This window comes from Vibrio sp. SCSIO 43009 (genome assembly GCF_023716525.1).
Taxonomy (GTDB): Bacteria; Pseudomonadota; Gammaproteobacteria; order Enterobacterales; family Vibrionaceae; genus Vibrio; species Vibrio alginolyticus.
This window is the reverse complement of the sequence record NZ_CP071843.1, coordinates 58,961-84,253: the sequence shown is the minus strand read 5'-3', so window position 1 is coordinate 84,253 and position 25,293 is coordinate 58,961. Positions and strand designations below refer to the sequence as shown.

General features: G+C 48.2%; 19 protein-coding genes. 13 read left to right on the top strand and 6 right to left on the bottom strand.

Annotated elements, in window-relative coordinates:
• Nucleotide 1: 1 nt before the first annotated feature.
• From J4N43_RS16095 to J4N43_RS16085, 3 genes are all read right to left on the bottom strand, one after another.
• On the bottom strand, nucleotides 2–925 hold the full coding sequence (locus tag J4N43_RS16095) for a Fe(3+) dicitrate ABC transporter substrate-binding protein FecB (protein WP_053350194.1): 924 nt from the start codon (nucleotides 923–925) through the stop codon (nucleotides 2–4).
• Nucleotides 926–1,026: 101 nt separating this feature from the next.
• Nucleotides 1,027–3,165 (bottom strand): TonB-dependent siderophore vibrioferrin receptor PvuA, encoded by a 2,139-nt coding sequence (gene pvuA / locus J4N43_RS16090; protein ID WP_062730893.1) that lies wholly within the window; start codon nucleotides 3,163–3,165, stop codon nucleotides 1,027–1,029.
• A gap of 121 nt (nucleotides 3,166–3,286) precedes the next feature.
• A complete protein-coding gene (locus tag J4N43_RS16085) occupies nucleotides 3,287–5,323 on the bottom strand; it encodes a TonB-dependent receptor (RefSeq protein WP_025768678.1) in 2,037 nt (678 codons plus the stop codon).
• A gap of 250 nt (nucleotides 5,324–5,573) precedes the next feature.
• Here J4N43_RS16085 and J4N43_RS16080 point away from each other — a divergent pair, with 250 nt between their 5' ends.
• The 5 genes from J4N43_RS16080 to J4N43_RS16060 are packed head-to-tail and all read left to right on the top strand — an operon-like array spanning nucleotide 5,574 to nucleotide 12,822.
• Nucleotides 5,574–6,785 carry an ATP-grasp domain-containing protein gene (locus J4N43_RS16080; protein WP_062730892.1) on the top strand — a complete coding sequence of 404 codons (1,212 nt, stop codon included), beginning with the start codon at nucleotides 5,574–5,576 and terminating at the stop codon, nucleotides 6,783–6,785.
• Nucleotides 6,782–8,614, top strand: a complete 1,833-nt coding sequence (locus J4N43_RS16075) for an IucA/IucC family protein (RefSeq protein WP_062730891.1) — start codon at nucleotides 6,782–6,784, stop codon at nucleotides 8,612–8,614. The genes J4N43_RS16080 and J4N43_RS16075 overlap by 4 nt, the downstream gene beginning before the upstream one ends.
• 6 nt (nucleotides 8,615–8,620) lie before the next feature.
• A complete protein-coding gene (locus J4N43_RS16070; RefSeq protein ID WP_062730890.1) occupies nucleotides 8,621–9,826 on the top strand; it encodes an MFS transporter in 1,206 nt (401 codons plus the stop codon).
• Nucleotides 9,798–11,627 (top strand): IucA/IucC family protein, encoded by a 1,830-nt coding sequence (locus J4N43_RS16065; protein ID WP_062730889.1) that lies wholly within the window; start codon nucleotides 9,798–9,800, stop codon nucleotides 11,625–11,627. The genes J4N43_RS16070 and J4N43_RS16065 overlap by 29 nt, the downstream gene beginning before the upstream one ends.
• Nucleotides 11,620–12,822 (top strand): type III PLP-dependent enzyme, encoded by a 1,203-nt coding sequence (locus J4N43_RS16060; RefSeq protein WP_053350159.1) that lies wholly within the window; start codon nucleotides 11,620–11,622, stop codon nucleotides 12,820–12,822. The genes J4N43_RS16065 and J4N43_RS16060 overlap by 8 nt, the downstream gene beginning before the upstream one ends.
• Before the next feature lie 91 nt (nucleotides 12,823–12,913).
• Here the strand turns inward: J4N43_RS16060 and J4N43_RS16055 are convergent, their stop codons facing one another.
• Nucleotides 12,914–13,360 carry a DUF302 domain-containing protein gene (locus J4N43_RS16055; RefSeq protein ID WP_047102439.1) on the bottom strand — a complete coding sequence of 149 codons (447 nt, stop codon included), beginning with the start codon at nucleotides 13,358–13,360 and terminating at the stop codon, nucleotides 12,914–12,916.
• Between the two features lie 227 nt (nucleotides 13,361–13,587).
• Here J4N43_RS16055 and J4N43_RS16050 point away from each other — a divergent pair, with 227 nt between their 5' ends.
• The 6 genes from J4N43_RS16050 (at nucleotide 13,588) to J4N43_RS16025 (ending at nucleotide 21,101) form a co-directional block, all read left to right on the top strand.
• The gene (locus tag J4N43_RS16050) at nucleotides 13,588–15,579 is read left to right on the top strand and encodes a U32 family peptidase (protein WP_158159428.1); all 1,992 of its coding nucleotides are present in this window, start codon (nucleotides 13,588–13,590) and stop codon (nucleotides 15,577–15,579) included.
• Nucleotides 15,580–15,684: 105 nt separating this feature from the next.
• Nucleotides 15,685–15,930: a DUF3297 family protein gene (locus J4N43_RS16045; protein WP_005374689.1), complete on the top strand. Its 246-nt coding sequence runs from the start codon at nucleotides 15,685–15,687 to the stop codon at nucleotides 15,928–15,930.
• Between the two features lie 487 nt (nucleotides 15,931–16,417).
• The gene (locus J4N43_RS16040; RefSeq protein WP_047102441.1) at nucleotides 16,418–17,128 is read left to right on the top strand and encodes an ABC transporter ATP-binding protein; all 711 of its coding nucleotides are present in this window, start codon (nucleotides 16,418–16,420) and stop codon (nucleotides 17,126–17,128) included.
• On the top strand, nucleotides 17,115–19,646 hold the full coding sequence (locus J4N43_RS16035; protein ID WP_062730887.1) for an ABC transporter permease: 2,532 nt from the start codon (nucleotides 17,115–17,117) through the stop codon (nucleotides 19,644–19,646). Before J4N43_RS16040 ends, J4N43_RS16035 begins: the two co-directional genes overlap by 14 nt.
• Complete coding sequence (locus tag J4N43_RS16030; protein WP_017820081.1) at nucleotides 19,646–20,755, top strand: lipocalin-like domain-containing protein; 1,110 nt, start codon at nucleotides 19,646–19,648, stop codon at nucleotides 20,753–20,755. The genes J4N43_RS16035 and J4N43_RS16030 overlap by 1 nt, the downstream gene beginning before the upstream one ends.
• A 79-nt stretch (nucleotides 20,756–20,834) precedes the next feature.
• Nucleotides 20,835–21,101, top strand: a complete 267-nt coding sequence (locus J4N43_RS16025) for a DUF2999 family protein (protein WP_004746427.1) — start codon at nucleotides 20,835–20,837, stop codon at nucleotides 21,099–21,101.
• A 109-nt stretch (nucleotides 21,102–21,210) separates the two neighbouring features.
• Here the strand turns inward: J4N43_RS16025 and J4N43_RS16020 are convergent, their stop codons facing one another.
• Both J4N43_RS16020 and J4N43_RS16015 read right to left on the bottom strand, forming a co-directional pair.
• The gene (locus J4N43_RS16020; RefSeq protein WP_062730886.1) at nucleotides 21,211–21,798 is read right to left on the bottom strand and encodes a GNAT family N-acetyltransferase; all 588 of its coding nucleotides are present in this window, start codon (nucleotides 21,796–21,798) and stop codon (nucleotides 21,211–21,213) included.
• Nucleotides 21,799–21,889: 91 nt separating this feature from the next.
• Nucleotides 21,890–22,753, bottom strand: a complete 864-nt coding sequence (locus tag J4N43_RS16015) for a helix-turn-helix domain-containing protein (protein ID WP_062730885.1) — start codon at nucleotides 22,751–22,753, stop codon at nucleotides 21,890–21,892.
• Between the two features lie 184 nt (nucleotides 22,754–22,937).
• Between J4N43_RS16015 and J4N43_RS16010 the strand changes: the two genes are divergently transcribed.
• Nucleotides 22,938–23,837 carry an AraC family transcriptional regulator gene (locus J4N43_RS16010; protein WP_062730884.1) on the top strand — a complete coding sequence of 300 codons (900 nt, stop codon included), beginning with the start codon at nucleotides 22,938–22,940 and terminating at the stop codon, nucleotides 23,835–23,837.
• A gap of 299 nt (nucleotides 23,838–24,136) precedes the next feature.
• A complete protein-coding gene (locus tag J4N43_RS16005) occupies nucleotides 24,137–25,234 on the top strand; it encodes a YdcF family protein (RefSeq protein ID WP_062730883.1) in 1,098 nt (365 codons plus the stop codon).
• The last annotated feature ends 59 nt before the right edge of the window (nucleotides 25,235–25,293 follow it).

Here is a 25,293-nt window from a genome sequence, read left to right as displayed (position 1 = left end):
CTCATGAGCGCTCCAATAACGCTTCAAGATTGCGGGCAATTTCTTCCGCAGCCAACATGCCGCGATTTAACGACCACAGTTCAGGAGAGACCTCAACAAGTTGCTGTTTTTTCGCAGCGGTTAGCAGCTTAAATAATGGGTTTTTGCGCCACTCATCCACAATATTTGGTTGAGAGTAAAGTCCAACTAACAACCAATCAGGGTTGGTTTTTAGTAAAAGTTCAAAACTGGTTGGGATATACGCTTTTTGCTCAGATGGAGCCAGCGGGCTTTGGATGCCCAGCGTACTCAAAACGCCCCCAGCGTAAGAAACCGGGCTATGCAGCCACATCCCTTTGTCAGAAACCACACCAAACTGAATGGTTTCTTGTGTTGCAAAATGCTGTTTGAACTCCGCCATTGTCTGTTTGTGCTGCTCAATTCGTTGTGTCATTTTCGCTTGTTTGCCAATTGCCACGCCGATTTTGTGTGCGGATTCGAGATTTTCTTGATATGTCTCACCACGGCTTTTTAACAGCAAAGTTGGCGCAATTCGCTGCAAATCTTGATAAATCGCGCGATGACGTTCTGCATCAGCAATGATCAAATCCGGCTTGAGCACCGCAATCGCCTCTAAACTCGGTTGTGAACGCATGCCGACCGATTGCCAAGGTTCAATCTTGGCACGAACTGCAGGGATGACTCGTGTGGCATCGTTGTCATCGGCGACGCCTACCGGTGAGACATCGACTGCCGCTAATGCATCAACAAACGAAAATTCTAAAACCACAATACGTTGAGGTATCGCTTCTAGCTCAAAAGTGCCTTGCTCATCTTGCACGCTACGCACCTGAGCACTTGCGGAAAATGACATAAAAACTGAGCTCAACAGCATCAGCAAAACGGTTGAAAAGTGTTTGATCGTAAATTGTTTTTTATTTTTCATCTTGCTTTTTTCCAGTGCTAAGAGTTTTCCAGTACCTAAGATCGGCAAAGTCGCCAAGGTAAATTGGCGACTTTTCTTTTCAAACTCGGTGAACGAAACGCTTAAAACTGATAGTTCAGATCCAGTGTGTAAGAGCGTCCCGGAGCTGGGTACCGACCAACTGGGCTTGTATCAATCCCGCGGAAGTAATACTCCTCGTCAAACAAGTTGTTCACCGCAACATTCATGCGTAACTTGCCTTTGTCGTCTTTGTATAAATCCGTCCCCAAGTTGAAGTTCCACACCATGTAAGATGGTACTTTACCCGTTGCGCCTGTTGCATCTTCGGCACTGGTGTTGGCGTTATCGGTATACGAGTCACTGAAGTAGAAGCCCGATAGCGTGGTGTCCATGCCGTAAAATGCGTAAGTTGCATCCCAACCAAGCTGATGCTTAGAGGTGTAAGGCAGTTGATTACCTTTATTCGCGCCTTCTTCTTCAAGCGTAGCGTCTAGATAGTTGTAGCTTGCGCCTAAACTCAGTGCAGGTAGAACTTCAGGCACATAACGAGCAGAAAGCTCTATGCCTTGGTGAAGTGTTTTTCCGATGTTATCGAAAGTCTGCGTTGAGCTTTGCCATTGCAATTGATCTTCAAAGTCGATGCGATAAAGTGCAGCGTTAAAGCTGGTCGCATCTTGGGTGTAACGCGCGCCGACTTCGTAGTTCCAAGCCAGTTCGCTACCTTCTTCACCCAAGCCTCGGATGTAGGCAATTTGTGGCGCACGAAGTGATTTTTGCGCGTTCGCATACGTCACCCACTGATCAGTTAAGTTGTATGCCACCGTCAAACCTGGCAACCATTCCGTCACGGTGTTGTCTGCTGTTTGTTTTTTACCACGATCGGTAAACGTCATTCGAACCGACTCAACACGCAACCCAGGCGTTACCTTCAATGTATCATTGAACAAACCAATTTCGTTGCTAACGTATCCAGCAAACGCGTCCGTATCTAAATGCCAATCACGCGGAACGCTGGTTGCACCACCGGCGATTGGAGTCTGAGTGAGTTTGTAGTCAATGTCTTCATTAACATAACGGGTACCCACGATCCAGTTTTGAGTAACGGATTTACCTTCGCCAAAGTACATCGCCATTTTTGGCTCTATACCATACACGGTAAATTCACGTGGAGAGGTACGAACGTCCGTCGCTGGCAGAGCCGGATCCGCCCAATGGCCACCCGCGCTGTTAAAGCCCCACTTGAAAAGACGCTCTGACTTATGGCCAAACGTTAGCACTTCTAGCTCGGCACTGTCGGCAAATGGCAAATCGTGGATGTACTTAACACTCCAGCGCGTCGACTTACCTTCATAATCATCGTAAGGACGTTTCGATTGGTGACGATCTTGCTCGTAATCTTGTGGCGAAAGTGCGCCCGGCATTTGCGTTTCAGCATCGTAACGTTGCAGGAATGCTTGAATCTCTTGAGTATCACTCAGTAGCCATTGTGCTTTAGCTTGAAAGTTCTTCACGTCCGTATCGGAATGTTCACGGAAGCTTTCGCCTTTTAGAAAGTTACCTTCCAACTGTAGTGCAAATGTGTCGCTTAACCAGCCGCCCGTGCGTAGGTAAAAATCATTCAGCGGCGCATCACCGCCATCAAACACGGTAAGACGGTTACTGATTTCAGTTTGCCACGTGTGTGGAATCGGTTTGGTCACTAAGTTGATCACACCACCGACGTTGTTTGGGCCGTACTGTACTGCGGCACCACCGCGTACAATGTCAATACGATCAAGCATCGACAGTGTTGCTGGGAAGATAGACTGACCAGTGTGACCATATGGCGCAAGTGTTAGCGGTACACCATCCATCAAGAACTGAGCATGACCACTACGGCTTGCTTTCAAACCACGTACGGAAATGTTAGGCAATACGCCCGTTCCGCTTTCATCCTGAACTTTAATACCCGGCACGCGCTGTAGCGCGTTATCAATCGAGCCTGCAGCGGTTTTCTCGATTTGATCGCGGGTAATGACGGTACGAGCACCTGGGTACTCTTTGACGTCTTCAATTTCAGATTTACCAATCACGCTACCAGTGACAACGACGGTTTCCATCGCGGTAGTTTGTTCTTTTTTAGCAGGAGCGGCAACCGCGCTCATGGATGTGGCAGAAGCGATTGCAATCGCAAGCACACTGTAAGTGGTAGACAAACCAGCACGTACACGCACTTTACCATCCAAATTCTGGTAAGACATTAAGATCTCCTTTGCGAGAAATTGAGCCTCGGGCAGAATACATCCCGTAGGCTCTCGGGGCTAAACATCCTCAATATGAGGAAAAAAATCGGCTAACAGGCGCTAACTACGCACAACAAGCCTAGAACTGATATCCGTAGCTGAGCATAAACTCGGCTGGTGCGCCGTAGCCAATCTGGTTTAAGCCAGACGTGCCGTTTGTTGCGCCAAGAATGTATTTCTCATCCAAAATGTTGTAAGCGTTCGCTTGGATTTTATGACGACCAGTGGTGTACGCCGCCATCAAATCCACCGTTGTGTAATCGCCAAGTGCGACAGCTTCGTCGTTACCTGCGTAACGGTCGCCCACGTACTTCACACCACCGCCTAAACGCCAGTTGTCATCCAATTGGTAAGTGCTCCAAAGAGAGAACAAGTGGTCTGATACATCGTTCGGCTTTTTGCCTGTGGCTTTGTCTTCCGCGTCCAAATAGCTGTAACCCACAGAGATGTCCCACTGTTTGGTGATTTGGCCGCGAGCCTCTAATTCAATACCTTGGTGACGCACTTCAATTTTATCGATCACATCGCCGTCCACGTTAGTTTGTGGTTGCTCTTGATCAATCTGGAACAGTGCCGCATTCAACATTAATGCGTTATCCAAAAGGTACGCTTTCGCACCCACCTCTTTTAAGTCGGTGTGGAAGAATTCCGCCAATTTTGGATTGATGTAGATACCAGCGTACGGTAACTGCCAAGAGCGCGCTAAACTGGCGTATACGGATGTGTCGGAATTGATGCGGTATACCAAACCAGCACGGTAGCTGACTTTGTCATCATCCAATTTTTCCTTATCTGAGCCCGCTTTTTGTTGTTCGAGTTCCATCGAGTCGTAACGCACGTTACCGATCAAAGAAAGGTCACCCCACGTATAGACGTCTTGCACATACAAACCTGTCGTGGTGGTGGTATTGTCACGAAATGGCTTAAAGCCCGGATCAGGCGTTGGACCAACGACTGGGTCGTAGATATTTTGCGGAGGAAGCGTTTTGTCACTTGCCAACGTTAGGTCGATATCGATCTGGTTGAAATCAGCACCCACCATCAATTGATTGTCCCTGGTTTCCCAAACCAACTCAGATTGTAAAGTGGTCGTAGTACGTGGATCGTAACCAAAGTTGTTGACGGTTTGAGACACTTCATTACCCGTCACTTTGCCCTGACGCGTGCCTTTTTGCTCAAGTTCGATATGGTTGAACGCCGCTCGGTTGTTCCATACCCATTGATCATTCAGACGCCATTCGTAATCCACCGCAATACGGAGACTGTCTGACTCCTGATAGTCGTTTGTGCCGCCAAAGTAAGTGCTTACTGGCAAATCAACTGGCTTGCCATTTTTTGATGGCACACCACGATACGGCACTAGTTCTTGATGGGCGTATTCCACGTCAATATCAATGGTGTGACCTTCCGCTGGTAACACACGAATGGTCGGTGCAATGAAGAAATCGTTTGAATCAACATGATCAACGTACGAGTCGGCTTGACGGTATTCCAAGTTAATACGCCCGTTGACCTTATCTGTAAACGCCATTGAGCTGTCGACCTGACCAACATACTGGTTGTTGCTGCCTACACTACCGTTTACGTGAGTAAAATTCTCACCGTTAGCGCGTTTCGTCACCAAGTTGATGATGCCCCCAGCCGAACCACGGCCATACAAAGCACCCGCAGGGCCTTTCACAATTTCAACGCGTTCAACGTTCGCTAAGCTGCGGTAAGACTGCAACGTACCGTCATCTCGCAAGCCATCACGGTACATATCGTTGAGTGAATCAAAACCACGTATCATGAACTGATCGCGGCTGCCTTCGCCCAAGGTGTTATTGACCCCGGCTACCCCATCTAGCGCATCCACTAAGCGCACCGCGCCTCGGTCTTGCATTTCTGTTTTCGTTACTACGGATACCGCTTGTGGCACATCAAGCCATTCCACATCGGTTTTGGTGCCTGATTGAGGCATGTGTTCAGCATAACCTTCGTACTGATGCCCGAAGACTTGAATCGTTTCAGTTGCTGATGAGGTTGAGTTCGTCTCTTCTGAAGCCACTGCGCTTGGTGCTACTAGTGAAGAACCAATCGCGACCGCCAAGGGGGTCAGGGTCAATAATTTATTCATTCCATAATTCCGTTTAGTTGTTATAAAGCCAACGGATGGAAATAAGAACAAATATTATTTCTATTTGCAATATTAATTTTATGCTCTATATTTATTTACCCTAAAAACACAACTAACAACAAAAAAAACCAAACATCATAACAATAAATACTAAAACTTCTGCCCTCCGTCTCGCGAGAGGCACATTGGAAGACGACCGTGAGCGACTTTATCAACGTTAGAAGAAAATGTTAGAAAATTAGGAAAGCTCATGAAATCTACGATGATTATCGTAAGTCATGTCGTTAACGATGCAGTCACTCACGGCTTTGTGCCTGCAGCTAAAGCGATGGACCTTCACGTCGTTCTTATCACCGACCATAAGCTCAGCCATTTAGAGTTGGCGAGTCGTGATAGTCACTTTAATCCGGATACCATTCTAGAATGTGATGTCTTCAACCCATTAGAACTCATCGAAACCATCACGGAGCATGAATTAAAGCCAGACGCTATTTTCAGCAATAGTGATCACTTACAAACTTCCACCGCCATCTGCGCGCAATTTTTTGGCCTCCCATCCAAAGATTGGTCTGTCACGTTAAAGGCCAAAAACAAACACTTAACTCGACAAGTGTTAAATGAAAAAGCCCTACCCAACACACAAAGCTGTTTGCTGCACCGCCATTCGAATGCGGCATTAGGCATGGCCTTCCCTGTCGTAGCAAAACCCAAAGAAGGCGTGGCAAGTTTAGATGTACAGCGCTGTGACTCCCAAAGCGAGCTCGATGCTTACTGCGAGGCGTTTTGGCAAAAGCACCCAAACGCCGCCATTCTGGTGGAGCAGTTTCTTCAAGGACCGTTGGTTACGCTCGAAACTTTAGGAGACGGTAACCAACTTATCGCCGTGGGCGGTTTTGATGTGTCGCTCTCTGAGCCGCCTTACTTTATCGAAACCGCCGCAGACTGGAACGGACCAAACGGCATTGCTCACCGAGAAGCTTGCTTGGCTCAACTGAAAGCGTTCGGCGTTGGTTTTGGAGTTTGCCACAGTGAATTTATCATCACGGAAAACGGCCCAGTTCTGGTGGAAATCAACTACCGCAGTATTGGAGATGGCCGCGAATTCTTGCTCAACAATCTCGCTCACTTCGGCTGGTTTAGCACGATTTTGGGTCTGCATCTGGGTCGAAGATTGGACGGCGATTACCAAATTCACGGGTCAGCGCACGTGCACTACGTAGTTGCAGAACACTGTGGTGTGATTGACGGAGGTTCGACGTCGTTCATCCAACACGATGACGATATCATCACCCAGCAACAGGTACTAAAAACCGCTGGAGAACACTTCCAACAGAGTTATTCCAATAAGGATTATCTCGCCCGAATTTCGATTGTCTCACCATCAGGGCGAAACCTCGACCAAGCGCTGCAGAACGCGCTTAGCAATTTCGATCTCGCTCCGACTCGTGAGGTGGCAGCATGAATGACAACGCTTTGTATCTAACGCAACGATTGATCGACACTTGCTTGCGCGAAGACATGTTTGGCATTTTGTCGAAGGCCAAGTTCAGTAGCGACGCGCCAAAAGGGGGAATTGTTCCTCAAGACGAGCAAGTCTGGCTGATATTTGCCAACTCTGATTTCACGTTGTATTTACCCGTTGCGCCAACGTATTACATGCAGCACTGGCGCTACGGTCACTCCAATGACGAAACACCACAAGGTTGGTGGGTGGAGAAAAATGGCCAAGTCGAGCATCAACAGCATTACAAAGAGTGGATTGCGCTACTAACGACACTGGCGCACGAGAGCTCTCACGAGTTGCTGGCGGGATACCTTCAAGAACTGGAATGTGCAGAGAAACACAAAGCGCTGTGTGACCAAGCGTTTCATCATCACGCAGACCACATTTCTCAACCAATATCCAAGCTTGGTTCTTGGCATCAAAAACTGCTGCTAGCCGACCAGATCGCTTCTTACCTTGACCATCCGTACTATCCAACTGCGCGGGCGAAGTTTGGTCTGAGCGATGAAGACCTTGCTAAGTACGCGCCCGAGTTTGCACCAAGCTTTGATCTGCATTGGATTGCGATTGAAAAATCACTGGTGACATTAACCAGCGAACAACCTGATTGCTGGCCAACCATGGAGCAAGTTGGGCTTCCTGCTGATTTTGCACTGAGCCACGTACTGTTCCCTGCGCATCCGCTCACCCTGCGATCTTTAGAAGCCTTACCCGAAGGTATGATAGAAGCGCCTTTAACGTATCTAGACGTGACGCCGACGCTTTCCGTTCGTACGGTGGTCGTGAACGACGCACCGCACATTCACATCAAAGTTCCGCTGATCATGCGATCGCTAGGCACGAAAAACATTCGCTTAATCAAGCCTTCAACACTGTATGACGGCCACTGGTTTGAGCGCCTACTCAACCACCTTGAACAAACGGACGCAGACTTAAACACTCGCTTGTTCCATTGCAACGAAAAACACGGTGGGCACGTCGGCGAGGATAAAACTTTCGCGTACATCGTACGTGAGTACCCACTTACTCATTGCGAAGATAAAGCGTTAGTTCCGGTTGCAGCACTGGCTAGCCCAATGCCTGACGACCGCTTGTTCTTAGAACACTTGGCAGAGCAGTACTATCAACAAGATACGCTGGCGTGGTTCAAAGATTACGTCGACCTATTATGCCAAGTACACCTTACCTTGTGGCTTCGTTATGGCATTGCATTGGAGTCCAACCAGCAAAACGCCATCGTTGCATTTGATCAACAGGGCAAAATGACGCTCGCGATGAAAGACAACGACGCAGCGCGAATTTGGCCAGAGCGCTTCCACTTTGCAACAGAGCATGCCGCCCAAAAACACGGAACAGGAACAACTCCCGTGGATTGTGATGAACTGCTCGACCAACGCATCAAAGTCGACAATGAATTGGCGCTCGGTCAGATGTTTACCACCATCACACTGCAACTGGATATTGCAGCGATTGTAGAAGCCATGGCAGCGAAGGGCATTTCCTCTTCAGCATCGCTTTACGCTATCGTGGCCAAAAGCATTGCAGAGCAACTCAACCGACTAGAAAGCGGAGGGTTAGAGATAAAACTGGCACGCGAGTTACTGCAAGAAGCACCTGATTTGTACGCCAAGTACTTGTTGAGCTCTGGCAGTTTGCTCTCGAAAGAAGCCTCCGGCGCGAGTGACATCAATAAGTTCTATGGTTTGTCGGCCCCGAACTTCTTGCTGCTTTCTAGCGAAGAAGCGCAGCGCGCCTACTTAGAAGCCATCAAAAAAAGCGTACGTTAAACGATTATGACCAAACTCATCTACAGTGTGTTGTTGTGCCACTTTATCGCTGCGTTTGCCGCGTTAGGTATGCCGCTATTTCTACCCGTCGTGTTGCCAACATTAGGCGCAAGCATTGATGCGGACTGGGCAGGGGTATTGTTTATCCTACCTACGTTTTGTACTGCGTTGGCGGCGCGATTTTGGGGCAACTTTGCCGATCGCTACGGTCGCCGCCGCTCACTCTTGCGTGCGCAACTTGGCCTTGCAGCAGGTTTTGCGCTGTGCGGCTTGGCAGACAACCTCGCCATGTTTGTGTTTGGTCTTATTGTTCAAGGAACCTTTGGCGGCACCATGGCCGCCTCGAACAGCTACTTATCTAGTCAAATTAAAGAAGCCAAAAAACTCGGCAAGTCACTCAATAAAACCCAGCTATCTGCTCGCTTGGCGCTGATCGTTGCGCCCATTGGGCTCGGCTGGAGCTTGTCCGAAACCAACCCACTCAACGCGTACCTGTGGTTATGCGTTTTGCCTTTAATTGCTATGGGCATCACGCTAACACTGCCTGCGGATAAACCCGCCGAACGAAACCTCGAAAAGCCAAACTCAGAATCTCAGCAAGAAAAACCGGTTGCACAGAAAAACGCAATGCATGCCATTCGCTGGATCTTCTTTGCTCAGTTCGGGTTTGCGTTTTCCATGGTGGTGACCTTTCCTTATTTCTCGCCGTTTGTGCAGCAATATGGCATCACTCACCACGCATGGATCGGTTTTTTGTACGCACTGCCGCATGGCGTCTATCTGTTGCTGGCAGGCAAAATCCACGTGTTGTCAGATGGGCTGAATCGCCATCAACCGCTGCGCACGTTGTGGCTCGGGTTTGCATTGCTTGCCGTGAGCTCTGCCTTGCATTTGATTGCGTCCGAAACCGCACTCATTGCTGCGAGAATTATCTTTGGCATCGCGATGGTGTGTTGTTATCACGGATTGCATCAGCATCTTGCGAGCAATCTGGATCGCAAACTCAGTGGCAAAGTATTTTCTCGCTTTGATGCCATGTCCAAATGGGGTGGCGTGGCGGCGGGATTTTGCGCTTCTTTCATTTCTAGCTTGGGGCTACTTGAGGTTCCTTTCCTACTTTCTGCGATAGTCAGCGTAATCACCTTGATCGCGCTGGTTCTCCATTCAAAATTTGGAAATCAACATGTTACAAACTCAATCCTCTCAGACTAGCGAGTTGCGCGCGCATGATGTGCAGCTCAATCGGGAGAAGGCCCAACTCAACACGATAATGGGTGTTCTTAATTGTTACTTACGTGAATTTGCGCTACCGAATCAACAAGTGGAATGGCACTACCAATCGACATCGCTACCCCAAACGTTAAAACGCAACTATTCCGCCAAGCAGCGGGTAGCCGTTCATCTTTCTCAACAAAATGGCGTGCTGGTTTTGCCGATTCACTACGCGAGCAAACTGGGCAAAATCAAATTGGCAGAACTGCCGTGGGCGAAAATGCCGGGATCTGGTTGGGCGAAATTGGATGCCACGCAAACTCTTACGCTTTTGCTTAACTATCTCAAGCAGGTGTTGGCGATCCCGTTTAACCATGAGCTGATCGAACAACTAGAAAATAGCGTGCTGGTTACCGAGCAGTTTCTCAACGTCGCGCCCAAATCGCATCACAACGAGTTTATCGCTTCGGAACAGTCTCTGATTTGGGGGCATACTTTCCATCCGACCCCGAAAAGTCGTTCGGGCGTCACCATGGATGATCTCTTGGCGTTTTCTCCAGAAGTCGGCGCGCAAGTCCCGTTGTACTGGTTTGAAGTGGATACGTCCTTACTTGATGTGCTGAGTTCCGACGGAGAAGCTAACCCTGCTCAGCACATGCTACAACAGCTCGCGCCACAACACGCCACCAGCAATGGGAAGACCCTCTACCCTTGCCATCCTTGGGAAAGCTACACCATTTTGAGCAACCCAAGCGTGAAGCGTGCCATTGAACAAGGCAAGATCACGCCACTGGGTTTAGGTGGTGAAAAGATGCAGCCGACCTCTTCAGTTCGTACCCTCTACCACCCAGATATGGATTGGTTTGCGAAAGTCTCCATCAACGTACGATTAACCAATTGCGTGCGTAAAAACGCGTGGTACGAACTCGACAGCGCCGTGCAACTCACGTCGATTCTCAAACCAATTAGAGAAAACGAACAGCTGCACAACCCCGTATTTAAAGTGATGACAGAGCCTTACGCCACCACATTGAATCTAGAAAGTGTCGCTGAGCGTAATTGGGATGACAACACCAAAGCGCGCGAATCGTTTGGGATTTTATACCGCGAAAATTTCTCGCTGAGCGAAGTCGACATCTTAAAACCAACCCTCGCTGGCGCTCTGTTTGCTTACGACAAAAACGGCAACAGTTGCATTGCTCAACGCCTTAAAAACAAAGCGCGTACTACGCAAAATCGCTATTCCGACATCGCGACACTGTGGTTTGAACGCTATTTGCATTGCCTAATTCCAGGTGTGTTTAACTACTACTTCAAACACGGGGTGGCGTTTGAGCCGCATTTGCAAAACACCTTGATTGGCTTTGAACAAGAGATGCCGTGTTGTGTTTGGATTCGTGATTTGGAAGGCACCAAGTTACTGCCAGAGTTTTGGCCAGCAGAAACATTAACTGACTTGTCTGAACGCGCGCGACAATCGGTTTACTACAGTCGCGAACAAGGCTGGAATCGCATCGGATACTGCACCTTTATCAACAACATCAGCGAAGCGATTTTCTTCATCGCAGAAGGTGATGAGCCACTAGAGCAAACGCTGTGGAATGCGGTGCAAAGTGCCATTGTGCGTTGGCAGTCAGTGAATGGAAAACAGCCAGAACTAGAAGCATTGCTGAATGGCGGTCACTTCCCAAGCAAAAATAATTTCACCACGCGTTTGATGCAAAAAGCCGATAAGGAGTCGGGCTATACCCAAGTCGCCGCGCCTTGGCAGCAACACGAAAAAGGAGCGCAACATGTCTAATTCACTCTCCCTACCGACACGCGTTAGCCAGCAAGTTCACACGCTCGCACAGCAGCAAAATCAACCCTTGTGCGCGTACGTGTATGACCTAAGCGCCTTAGAAGAACACATCAAACAACTGCGTCACGTTTTGCCGAAAAATGTCGAGCTATTTTACGCAGCCAAAGCCAATCCATCGGGCCCTATTCTCAAAACGCTCGCGCCGTATGTCGATGGTTTTGAAGCGGCGTCTGGCGGGGAGTTGACACACCTCCACCAGCAACAACTCGATAAGCCATTGATCTTCGGTGGCCCCGGAAAAATGCTAAGTGAATTGCAACAAGCGATTGAGCTGGATGTCGATGGAATTCATGTCGAAAGTCTCACCGAGCTAAAGCGCATTGGAGCACTAACCGAGCGCCTCAACCGCCCTACTTCGATCTTTTTGCGTATGAACATTGATATTGGCGACATCACGCTCAGCAAGTTGGCGATGGGTGGCAAGCCGACTCCATTTGGCTTGGACGAGTCCGAACTGAGTAATGCTTTAATGTTGCTGCGCGATTTCCCGCAAGTGTCACTGAAAGGTTTCCATTTTCACTTGATGTCGCATCAGCTCGATGTTGAACGTCACTTAGCGTTGATGCAGCGCTATTTCCAAGTCGTGAAGGCGTGGCAACAGGAGTTCGAACTCGGTGAGCTGATGATCAACTTGGGCGGCGGCATGGGCATCAACTACCAAAACCCTGAGCAACACTTTCCGTGGATGGAGTTTTGCGACAAGTTGGAATTCCTCATCGCTAAAGAGCAAGTGCAAGATTGGACACTGCGTTTTGAATGCGGACGTTTCATCACGGCGGCATGCGGTTATTACGTAATGGAAGTGCTGGATATTAAGCAAAATCTTGGCGAAAACTTTGTCATCGCGCGCGGAGGAACCCACCATTTCCGCACGCCAGCAGCGCAGAGCCATGATCATCCATTCGTCATCCTGAAAAGCGAGCAACACCATGAGATTTCTCACCCAATTCAGCATGCACAAGCGACCTTTGTCGGCCAGCTTTGTACGCCCAAAGATGTGCTGGCACGCAATCAACACGTCGCCCACGTCGATATTGGTGATTACGTTGTGTTTACCTTAGCGGGCGCGTATGCGTGGAACATCTCCCATCAAAACTTCTTGATGCATGAACCGCCGATCTTCCACTATTTTTAAACGGCATACTTCGCTTCATTCAAGCCCCAATCATTGGGGCTTTTTTATTCTTCAACATAACAAACAGCCCTAACAGCCCTAATACAGCACTCTACTTCGCCGCAGCGTTGGTTAAATTGCCCAGCACGCCGCTGATTTTGTTCAATACCTCGTCACAGCCTTCAATATGATGGCGCTGCTTTAAATACATCGGATCGTTATAAGCTAACCACGTTTTGCCTTCAGCATCTTCATACACCAACACTTTTTGGGGTAAATCGAGCGCCACTTCCTGCGCACAGATCATCAGTGGTGTGCCCACTTTAGGGTTCCCAAACACGATAACTTCAGTTGGTCGCAACGTCATATCGACTTTCACGGCGTTCTCTTGATGGTTAATGCGCGCAAAGACGTTCAACCCTTTTTCTTGCGCGATAGCGACAAATTTATCCGCCGTATCTTTTGCTGAATGCGTGCTCGCAACGGTTACCACACCCTCCCCAGCCAACGTACTCAATGACGCCAACGCCACTACCAACCCCATCATTACTTTTTTCATTTGTCGTCCCTTCCTCTCTCTGAGTAGAAAACTAAATATAGAAAAACCAAGTGTAGGAAAACTATAGAAGTCAGATTCCGCTATGGCGAATTGCACTCTACCCACTCAAGAGTCGACCGTGTAACACGGATTAATTGATTCAGATTAATAAAGCATTAACTAGCCGAGCATCAAAAGCGTGAAATACGTAACATTTGCAGCCTATTTTAGTAAGAAAGAGAAAAGTAGTGACACGCGATCAATTTGAGTTATTAGCACCCGGTGGTGATTTAGATTCCATCAAAGCCGCCATTGCCGCTGGCGCCGATGCAATTTACTGTGGGCTCGACCGCTTCAATGCTCGTAACCGAGCGACCAACCTCACCTTAGATAACTTAAATGGCGTGTTAACGTTAGCCCATCAGCACAGCTGTAAGATTTTCCTAACGTTGAATGTGCTGATTTTAGAAAGTGAAATTCCGGCGATTGTTCGCTTACTCAGCCAACTGAACACCACCAAAATCGATGGCGTGATCGTGCAAGATCTCGGTCTGGCCTACATTCTCAAACATCACTTTCCCGATTTGGATGTGCACGCTTCAACGCAACTGAACACGCATAACGAAGGCCAAATCCTCTTTCTCAACCAGCTCACCGCAAGCCGAGTAAACTTATCTCGCGAACTAAACATTAATGAAATCAAATATCTGGCTCAGTTTGGTCGTGAGCATGACGTGATGATGGAAGTGTTTGTACACGGCTCTTACTGCATTGGTTTCTCTGGCATCTGTTACATCAGTTCTGCGCGTAACGGCGCTTCGGGCAACCGTGGTCGTTGTAGCCAGCCTTGTCGTGAACAATACGAAACGACCAAAACGGGCAACAACTACCCACTCAATATGAAAGACAATTCCGCCTTTGGGGACTTGGAAGCGCTTGCCGATGCTGGCGTGTATTCATTAAAAGTGGAAGGACGAATCAAGAAATCGCACTACGTCTATACCGTGGTCGACAATTGGCGCCAGCAAATCGATCGCTTGTGCGAGGGTTTGGAACTCTCTGAAGACACAACCGAGTTGTACACGGTGTTCAACCGTGATTTCTCCAACGCATTTTTGCAAGGTGATTTCGGCAAGGCGATGTACATCGACAACCCGCGCGACCACGCTGTAAAGTATTTTTCGAAGGTTTATCAATGCCAGTCTGCTGATGATGTGCAAGCGGTGAAAAAGAAACTCTACGACGACAAAACCGCGATCATTGAGAAAGTGGCAGAGCAAACCAAGTCGTTCGATGTCACTTCGACACAAGTATCCGGCAGCAGCTTGAAAGGGTCGATTGATGTACCAACTCTGCCAGCGTTACCTCAACCAGAACCTCGCCAAGGTGCGCCAAAATTATCGGTTCTGATCTCGTCAGCACAAGAAGCCATGCTGTGCGAATACCGCGACATTGATGTTTACTATCAATTACCAATGGGATTGTCTGGTGAACTGAGCGCGATGATTGAGTTGTTCCAAGCCAACCCAATGCTCAAACCTTGGTTCCCTGCCATTTTGATTGGCGAAGACTACCAAGCCGCGCGCGTATTTTTGGAAACCATCCAACCTGAGTTGTCGATCACCAACAACTCAGGCGTCAGCATGATCGCAAAAGAGCTCGGCTTAGGCTGGGTGGCAGGCCCACAAATGAACACGGTGAACTCATACGCGTTTAAATGCCTTCAAGACGAGTTCGCTGCAAGTGGCGCGTTTGTTTCTAACGAGCTGAATATGAAGCAGATGCGCCATATCAAGCGTCCGAAAAACATGCGCAGCTTCTACAGCATTTATCATCCAAATACCCTACTCACGAGCCGCCAATGTTTGTTCCAACAAACCGAAGGATGCCGTAAGGTGAAGGTCAACAAAGGTTGTTTGAAACGCTGTGATAAACGCACGTCTATCATCAACTTAAAAGACAATCCTTACGTGGTGCAAAAACAGAAAGGCAGCCACAATTCAATCTACAGCGAGCACAACGTCTTAAACCTGCAAGTGCTGCACGATCTGCCGCAATTGTTTACCGATGTGTTGATCGATCTGCGTGATATCCAGACCGAAACGAAAGTCTCAGCAAGCAAACCTGAGTTGATTGACGCGTTCTTAGCTCTACTTGAAGATCACAGCGAACTAGCCATCCAAACGCTGAATGACATGATTCAACCAACAGCCAACGCGCAGTATTTGAAGGGGTTGTAGGCGGTACTTGAAAGTTAAACAACGCATCCACTCTCAACATATCTTGAACACACACAGTGCACTGACTACAATAGCGCACTTTTTACGGAATTTAGGTCACACAAAATGACAGATACAGCTAAACCAGCTCTACCAGATCGCCTAGCGGGTAACCCACGTAGCCCATTCTTCATCAAAGAATGCTTCGAGCACCAAATCGGTATTCGTATCAACGGCCAAGAGCGTACTGACGTAGAAGAATACTGCATCAGCGAAGGTTGGGTAAAAATTGCTTCTCCTAAAGCAAAAGACCGTTTCGGTAACCCAATGCTAATCAAGCTTAAAGGCGAAGTTGAAGCGTACTACGTGTAAGCTGACCACGCTTAATATCTTTGAAAGCTCGAGTCTGACTCGGGCTTTTTTAATGCCTGTCATATCCCTTCCTCATTTAATCTCTTCCCTCTTCTTTTCAGTACAAAGTAGGGTCTGTTTATCTTTCGAGATTAAGTTTTGTTCGAGGTAAAATCGTTTTAGGCGAGGCAAGGAGTGTGTAGCCTAGCATCCTAAGTAAATACTCCTTAACAAGGCATAGAACGATTTTAGCCGAACCCTTTGGGCAGCGTTTGTTGGTCATTTCTCCTGCGTTATCAGCTTTTTCATGTAGGCTAACTACACATCAAAACTTCTGCCTTGCACAAATACCCAACAATTCGCTGCAAAAATCAGCTCGAAAGGTCAACAGACCTTAAACTCGATGTAAATCGCTGTTTTTATCTAATTGTTGTCTAAAGTTTCTAGAGAACTAACTGCAATAGCCATTGCCAAAAGAAACGACACCTTTTGAATACAGGGAGAGGAAATGGAAAGCCCACTTGTCACACTCAAACACGCCAGCAAAAGCTTTGTCGATGGCAAAGAGACACATCGCGTGTTGGAAGGCGTCGACTTTACGTTGAACACAGGAGCGAGTGTTGCGCTGACAGGCGCAAGTGGCAGCGGCAAAAGTACCTTACTCAATGTCATCGCTGGCTTTGAGCCACTTTCCGAAGGTGAGTTGTGGTTAGATGGTGATAACACGGCGGCTTGGAAAGACCCGCAATGGAGCCGATTTCGACACCAAAAACTCGGTGTTATTTTTCAGCAATTCAACCTATTAACGCCGCTCAACGTGCAGCAAAACATCGCCTTCCCTCTACATTTGAATCAACAAAAATGGAATGACTGGTGCGATTATTTGGTCGAGACTCTAGGCATCAGCCAACTGCTTGATAGACATGTTTCTGCCCTTTCCGGTGGTCAACAACAACGAGTCGCGATTGCGCGCGCTTTAGCACACAAACCTAAACTGCTACTTGCTGATGAACCCACAGGTAACCTCGACCAAAAAGCAGGCTTGGAAGTGATGAAACTGCTCAGTGAAATCACCACCCAGGGCAATACGGCGGTGCTATTGGTAACACACAGCCATGAATGCGCTGAATTTATGAAAGCACGGCTGCGATTGGATAACAGTCAGCTACAGAACAGTCATCAAGTAAACAAACATGAGCTTCGCCATGAAGCAAGCTAAGCTATCAACCACCAGATTCACGCATACTCGACTCGCCCTGGATCTGTTTGCGGCACATTATCGACAAGCACCACTGCAAGCCGCCGCGATTCTGATCGGTATCGTGTTGGCTGTGACCTTATTTGTTGCGGTGCAAGCCATCAACCTCAATGCCAAACGAAGTTATGCGGAATCTACCGAGCAGCTTAGCGCACAAGCTCAGAACTTAATTATTCCACCAGCAGGGCAAAACTATCTGCCCGAGTCTCTTTATTTCACCCTTAGACAAAACGGGCTCAGTGCAGCACTACCTGTAATCGAAGGGCGAGTGAGAGACGAACAAGGTCGTCGTTGGTCAGTACAAGGTAGCGAGTTAATTGCTGCCATCTCTTCACGTTCGCGCTACTCAACGGATAACAAGCAAAAGTCATCAGATAACCAACAGAACGTGTCTTTGTTCGACAGTGCTTTGCCTCTACCTGAGCTTTTAGCTGGCAAGCCAATCGTGATGATGAGCCAATCTCAACATCAAAACTTAGGAGAGGTAGAAACCCTAACTCTGGACGACATTCCAACCCAAGTGGTGGTGTTGCCTGACGAATGGCAGTTAGGTAGCCGAATGTTGATGGACATTGGCTTTGCCCAGCAACTGCTCAATAAAAAAGGGCAGCTCAGTTACATTGCGGTTTTCCATTCGGGTGATAAAGGGAATAAAGACACGCAAGCAAATTGGCAAAGCATCATTGGCGAGCAAGGACAATGGATTTCCAATAATCAAAGCACAGACCTTGGCTCACTGACCGACAGCTTTCACCTCAATCTCACCGCAATGAGCTTACTCGCGTTTTTAGTCGGGCTGTTCATTGCTTACAACGGCGTTAAGTACAGCTTGCTTAAACGCAATCGGCTGTTAGTGCAGATTCAACAGGCGGGCGTTGCGCCGAGCATTGTGCTCTCTGCGCTGTTAGTTGAACTCACTGTTCTCGTTACCATCGGCGCTTCCCTCGGTTTTGTATTGGGCATGCAGCTTAGCCATTGGCTACATCCGACCGTGGCACTGACTCTAGAACAACTTTATGGCGCGACACTTCTGCCCGGAACTTGGCAGTGGCAATGGTGGGCGCAAGCGCTGCTGCTCACGTTAACCGCAACCCTGTTGGCGTGTTGGCAGCACTTTAAACAGCGAGTGCGCCAACCGCTTTCCTCTCATGGCGGGTTTTATCAAGCGCCTGAAGCCTCTAACGAAAACCAATTGTTCGTGATAGGTGCTGCGTTGACGACTCTCGCACTCGCAGGGTTATGGCTGAGTGAGCATCACCGCTTCACCATGGCGTGGCTCGGCGTGCTTGTAGTGTCGATTCCTTTGTACCTACCCAAAACACTCAGCGTCTTAGCCAATTGGTGTGAGAAGCGCACCAATTCCGGTTTGATGCAGTATCTGTTTGCTGAGCTGCGTGAGCTGATTTCTCCGCTTTCTCTCGCCATGATGGCACTGCTACTCGCCGTTACTGCCAATATGGGGATGAACAAGCTAGTTGGTAGCTTTGAATCCACCCTAAAGCAGTGGTTAGAACAAAGGTTACACGCCGATATTTACGTCAGCCCTGCGCAAGGGGAAATCGCAGATGTAGAGCGCGCATTAGGACAGTTTGACAATGTTGAGACCGTCTACAAGCAATACTACGTCGACGATAACCTGCAAGGCTTACCGATTTTGCTTGGCACCAAAGACAAAGACACCTTAGAGCAAACAATGGTGTTCAAATCGCGTTTGGAGAACTTCTGGTCACGCTTTTACCAAGGTGAGTTGGTCGCTATCAGTGAACCAACCGCGGTCAAACTGGGTTTATCATTGGGTAGCGAGCTCACGCTTGATGCCGTTCCAAATAAGAACCTCCTTGTGGGTGCGGTATTCCATGATTACGGCTCACCTAACGGTGAAGTCTTATTAGCACCAAAGTTATGGCAAGAGAGTGGCTTTACCGACCTGCCAACAAGCCTTGGCATTAAAGTCTCAGGGGACCCACAAATCGTCTACGAGCAACTGCGCGAGCAATTGAATCTGCATCCGAGTCAACTCTACGACCAGGCGCAAATCAAATCCATCGCGTTGGATATTTTCTCGCAGACCTTCGCCATTACACGCGCACTCAACGGCGTGACGTTGATGGTCGCGGTGATTGGTTTGTTCAGTGCTTGTTTTATGTTGCTCGACGCGCGCAAAGCCGCCATTGCAAGGCTGTATGCACTTGGCGTCAGCCGTCGTAAATTAATGACCATGGTGGTCGGGCAGATCGTCGCTTTAGTCAGTTTTACTCTGGTTGTCGCCCTGCCCCTCGGAGCCATGGTGGGTTATGTGCTGACAGACATCGTCACCTTACGCGCTTTTGGTTGGAGCTTAAATTATCTGTGGAATTGGAGTGACGCCCTCAGTATTGCGGCGATCACCATCTTGGTGGCGGTGATTGCAACCTTGATTCCGCTGTGGCGATTGGTCAGCAAGCCTGTCGTATCCAGTTTGCAAAGCGAGGTCTTGTGATGGTTCGATTGGCAAGCAAGCTTACTCTACTCATAAGCAGCTTATTCCTATTCGGTTGTGAAGATGCGCAGCAACAAAATATGGGAACTTTTCTGGGCAGTGGAGATATGCAAAGCGAAAGCAACCTATTCACACCCGTAGAAAAAGGGGTTGAACTCACCTTTCCTACCGATCATCAAGCGCACCCAAACTTTCGTCATGAATGGTGGTACTTAACCGCTAACTTAATTGATGAAGAAGGCAACCCACTTGGCGTTCAATGGACACAATTTCGCTTTGCTGCTGCGCCGCCAACGGGCGAAGATGACGTGAAGAAAACCGAGTGGCAAACTCAGCAAATCTACATGGCGCACAGCGCAGTCACGACAACCGACAAACACTATGCAGATGAAAAATGGTCACGCGCTCAAGCGTCCTTAGCCGGCGTCGATAGCTCTCCATTTCGTGTTTACCTCGATGATTGGCAGTGGACCTCTTCAACCAACGACCTCTTCCCTGCCACGCTAAATGCCAATTCAGAGCAGTTTGGCTACTCACTAAAACTGACCAGCAGCGCACCTTATCAAAAGCAAGGCGAGCAAGGTTACAGCACCAAAAGTGCCGATGGTCAGGTGGCTTCGTATTACTACAGCCAACCGTTTATTGATGTCTCCGGTGAAGTCACCATCGACGGCGAAACTCATCAAGTGTCGGGTGAAGGCTGGATAGATCGAGAGTGGAGCTCGCAATTCTTACTCGACTCACAACAAGGCTGGGACTGGTTTGCTCTGAGGTTGAGTGACAAAACCAGCTTGGTGGTGTTCCAGTTGCGGGATTCCAAAACCGGACAAGCTAGTTACGCCAGCGCAAAGCTGATGCAGCAAGATGGCTCTGGCATCGCCATTTCTCAAAAAGACATTCGCTTAATAGCAACCAAGCAAACAGAAATCCAAGGGCGAAAGTATCCAACCCAGTGGCAAGTGTCGATTCCAAATCAGCAAATTGAGCTTACCGTTTCTGCTCTCAACCCGAACGCGAAAATGCCGCTTTCGGTACCTTATTGGGAAGGCCCAGTACGTATTGAGGGCTCTCATTCTGGGACTGGTTACATGGAGCTAACGGGGTATTGAAATGTTGAGCGGGAGCCCCAATTATTCTACTAGAACAAATACTGGCAACCAAGTCATACACTGATTGAAAGGAAATATGATGAACCCAATTATCGCCTTGCTGAAAGAGAACAACATCAGCGATGAGCAAATCAACGAGATTTTTCAGACTCTGACGCAAAACCCTCTAGCGGCAATGGCAACAATCAGCCAACTAGGTTTGCCACAAGACAAGCTACAAATGCTGATGGCGCAAGTGATGCAAAACCCTGCGCTAATCAAAGAAGCGGTAGACGAATTGGGATTGGATTTCTCAAAGGTTGAAGAAGCAAAAGAGAAGCTTCAAAGTCAAAACCAAGGCAACTAAGTCTTAGCCATTAGCGCTGAATATAGAAAAGGCCGTTAACCCGAGCATGTGGGTTAACGGCCTTTTTGTTCACTACTTTGTTGTTAGCTACTTTTTTGTCGGCTAATTATTAGCGATTTAAAGACGCGAATTGCTCTGCTGTCATGCCGTAGTACAGCTTGTCGTCAAAGCCTTGCTCTCGTTTGTAGTAGTCTTTCTGACGGCCTTCTTGAGTAAAACCATTTTTCTCTAACGTTTTGTAAGAACCAGCATTAGAAGCGTAGCAATCCGCACTGACTTTATGGGCGTTTAGCTCAGTAAATCCAATCTCGGTCATCATTTGACAAGCGCGAGTCGCAACGCCTTTGCCCCATGCGCAAGTAGGTAACTGATAACCCACTTCGTAGTTGCCAGCTAAGAACATCACTGCGGTCACCGCACACATTCCCATGTACTGACCTTGTTGGTCACGAATCACGAACGTTGGGCTATCTGGCCAAACACCGTCTTTGATCGCTTGTGCCGTATTTTCAATAATAGGGCCAAAGAAGCCTTCATACAGACTGTTGTCAGCAGGAGCGAAGAACAGATACTGATTGACCTTATCGTCGTTCAACATCTCGATAATATCTTGTAGATCAGAGCCTTGAATCAGTTGGATAGTCAACGATTCGTTAAATGGGATGGCTTCGCCTTGTTTTAGTTTTTGATATGACATGTGTTACCTCGTTATCTGCTGAAGATAGTAGCCCAGCGGATAAGAGAAAAATTGGATTTTTGCGACAACTTTCGGGCTGATTAGCAATGTATTACGACTCAAAGTCGCCATAGATATCGATGGTTAAGTCACGCTTTTTCAAGTACCTGCTCGGTGTTTTCCTTAGCTGCTGTTTGAGGGTACGAATCAAATGCGATTGGTCACTGAAACCAAATTGTTGGGAGAAGCTCGCCCAATCAATCGCCTCTTGTTGCTTGTAGAGGGTCAAAATCATCTGCTCCAGACGTGCCATTTGTTGATACTGCTTAACGCTCAACCCCACCACTTGTTTGAAACTGCGCTCAAGCGTTCTTCGAGAGCAGGCGCACTGTTTGGCTATCTCATCAATATCCATCGCTAACTCAGGTGAGCGTAGCGCTTGAGCATCCATCACGGACACCGCTTTTTGTGACGCCAAAAACGGTTTGGTGCAACAAGGTTCGATATCTAACGAATCTAGATGTTGTTTGATGTAGTTCAGCAAACATTGCGGTGAATCTTGCAACTCTAGCAGCCATAACCCCTGTTGAAAGCGCTCATCAAACGCCGCGTTGAGCCAATCAAACCATTCGCATTGGTTAATTGCTGCAACTTGGGATGCATCACTAAACCGTGATTCAATGGCATACAAACCCTCTGGACGAAAGGTGATACCAATACGCTTGATGGGAGCCGTATCTTCCAACAACAGCAAATGTTCGTTAGCCGTTAATAAGTGGCAGCCTTTGCCAGCAAGCTTTGTGTCTCCCGTATCGTAACTGTAGTCTTGCTCTGATGGCGTAAAGAGTAAGTGAGCACGCGGGTTTGGAATAAGGTGCGGCTTGGGGTCAATGACTTCACCCTCTGGCACTTCCAAGTACCAAACTTGATGAATGAGCCATTCGTACTCTGGCAAAGTGTGTTTCCAAGCTATCATGATTGTCCTAGCGGTTAGTAAAGATAATGAGCGCAACGTTTTTGCTTAAACATCTGCTCGTTGAGTGTGACTGATTGACGCTCATCTCGCCACGCATTTCTCACCCTGCTCCCTTGCAAGCTTGTTGGATTGCGGTAGGCTTTGAGCAGAGAAAACAAGCTGAACAGAACAAGGAAATACCACGATGCGCGTCGACTACCACCAACGACTGGTTCCTGTGATTCGTTATCTAGAACAACACTTTAATGAGCCACTCAACCTGCCAGAAGTGGCCGCGCTGGCGAACCTTTCCCCTTATCACTTTCATCGCACCTTCAAAGCCGTGCAAGGCGAGACATTAGCCGATTTCACTCGACGTTTGCGTCTAGAAGCCGCCGCCGATGACTTATTCAAATCCAAACAACCGGTATTGAACATTGCCCTAGAGTACGGATTTTCTAGCTCACAGAGCTTAGCCAAAGCCTTCAAACAACATTATGGCGTTACACCGACGGCCTTTCGTGACTGCGAAAACTACCAGCAGTTTTCTGAATTAGCACGAAACAGCAAGATTGGACACACGTTGCGCAAGAATGGAAACGAAGTAACACCAAGCGATTCATATACTGGCTCTGAACTCACCAAATGGAGCACGACAATGGAAACGCAAAACTTTGAAAAAGCAAAACTGGCTTACATTCGTGTAAACGGCCCTTACGGCCAAGGCTATGAAGAGCCATCAGGTCGCCTGTATCAATGGGCAGGAATGAAAGGTTTGGCGGGCAATACCTGCATCTTCATCTACCATGACAATCCTGAAATCACGCCAGACGAGAAGTGCCGTACTGATATCTGCTTGATGGTGCCAGAAGACACGGAAGTTCCGAAAGGCATTGAGCTGCAAGACTTCCCCGGCGGTCAATATGCGGTGATGCGCCAACACATTACTGATCCGAGCCAATACTCAAAAGCATGGGATGATGTCATGAGCAAGGTAATTGAATCTGGTATTGAGAACGACGACCGTCCTTGCTTTGAGCTTTACCACCGCTTCGACCCACAAACGCATCATGCAGACGTTAGCTTCTGCACCGCGATCAAATAAACCAAAAGCCTGCATCGTTGCAGGCTTTTTCATTTCTTACTCTGGTCGCTTAAATCCCTTCTTCTAAACGCTGTTTATCTTTTAATCCAATTACTTAGAATACGAACGAATACCTTTTTATTTTCGTGATCCTACTTCGCGTTTTGACTACGCGCGTTCATTCGCTCGACTGAGTTGGGATTCATTTCACAGATTATTCATGAAGCGAACCTAGACTGAAAAAAACTCCATCGACCCCGTTCGACCTACAACGCTAGGCACAATAAAAACTAGGTGCTACAGCACCTCTAGGACATTCCATGAAGAAGAACTTACTTGCCATTGCTTTTGGTAGCGTGATTGCGCTGACTGCTGCCCCATACTCTATCGCGGCTAACGATGCTGCCGTCCAATCTTCCGCCGATTACTCACAAATCGTCACTAAACGTCAGGTTGTCGACCAACTTCTCAACGACGCGGTACAAGCATTCAAATCCCCTGCGCGTATCTCGCATGCGGGTTTTACCGCCAAAATGCCGAGCAACATGGAGATTGTTACCGACCGCTTATTAGAAGCGTACAAACTTGAGCCGTACCGTACTGACCTACTGATTTCTGCAGCAAACGCGCAGATCTACAACAAGAATGCAGACCGCGCGATTGAACTGTTTGAACAAGCCCTTTCTGTTGCACCAGATGATGTGGATTTGCACGCTTACTTAGCGGTATGGCAACGCTTTGAGGGCAACCAAGCGGAATCAGCGAAACACATGGCGACGCTCACTAAGCTCAATGCAGGTAAAGCCGCAGACATCCAACGCATCTTCGACACCGTAGACCGCGTACTTGCCACGCCACTAAAAGAGAAAGCCGACAAAGGTAAATTGGATGACAAAGGCGCAATCGTCACATTGGGATACGCGCTGAACCCAGATGGTTCAATGCATCAAATCTTGGTTGAGCGTTTGGAAACCACGCTAGCCATGGCAAAAGCAAACCCAGACGCGTTGATCGTATTGACGGGCGGCGTACCAAAGAACCACAAAACCGAAGGCAAGTTAATGGCGGATTGGCTGATTGAAAAAGGCATCAGCAAAGATCGCATCATTGAAGAAAACTACGCCACCAGCACGGTAGGTAACGCTCTATTCAGCAGCTACGCATTGGCACGTCATAACATTAAACACGCGACCATCATCAGCTCAGCGAGCCACGTACGCCGTGGTCAAACCTTGTTTGAAATCGCAAGCTGGCAAACTGGACCACAAGACATCACTTTTGACACAGTGAGCTACCCAGACAAGCCACTGAAAGACTTAGCCAAAGCCAGCGATGGCGAACTGCTTGGTATCTACCGCGATGCACTGCGTACTTACGGCATGTGGAGCTACCGCTCTTACCCGCTAGAGTCGCGTTAAGTATTCTCGACTCATACCAATCAACAAAGCCTGCGTATTTGCAGGCTTTCTTGTCTTTG